Origin of the sequence: Streptomyces sp. 4F14 (assembly GCF_048159485.1) — a bacterium.
In the GTDB taxonomy this organism is placed as follows: domain Bacteria; phylum Actinomycetota; class Actinomycetes; order Streptomycetales; family Streptomycetaceae; genus Streptomyces.
Genome location: NZ_JBLRVY010000291.1, coordinates 1 through 351 on the forward strand (window position 1 = coordinate 1; position 351 = coordinate 351).

Annotated in this window: 1 protein-coding gene; it reads left to right on the plus strand. The window is 76.1% G+C overall.

Going from position 1 to position 351, the window contains the following annotated elements; all coding sequences use genetic code 11:
* Positions 1 to 48 precede the first annotated feature (48 nt).
* Positions 49 to 351, plus strand: a 303-nt coding sequence (locus ACLZOT_RS50775) for a hypothetical protein (protein ID WP_416976090.1), incomplete at its 3' end; no start/stop codon positions are given.

Here is a 351-nt window from a genome sequence, read left to right on the forward strand (position 1 = left end):
CTCTGACAGCATCGCCGAGAGGTCTGGACAACATCGGCGGGGGGCCGGGTGGCGGGGTACGGGGGATTCGCGGGGTTCGTGCTGCTGCGCGCGCGGGCGCACCGCCTGCTGCTCGCCGCCGCCCTGCTCACCGTGCTGCTCACCACCGCGGTCCTGACGGCCCTGACCGCCTATTCGGGCGCCGTCGGCGACGCGGCCCTGCGCCACGCCCTGGCCGATCCCCGCAACGCGGCGGACACCGCGCTGGTCGTCAAGGCGGACGTGCCCGAGGAGGGGCGCGAGCAGGCCGACCGCACGGTGCGCGAGGGCGCCCGGGACACCTTCGGAGGACTGCCGGTCACCGTCCGGGAG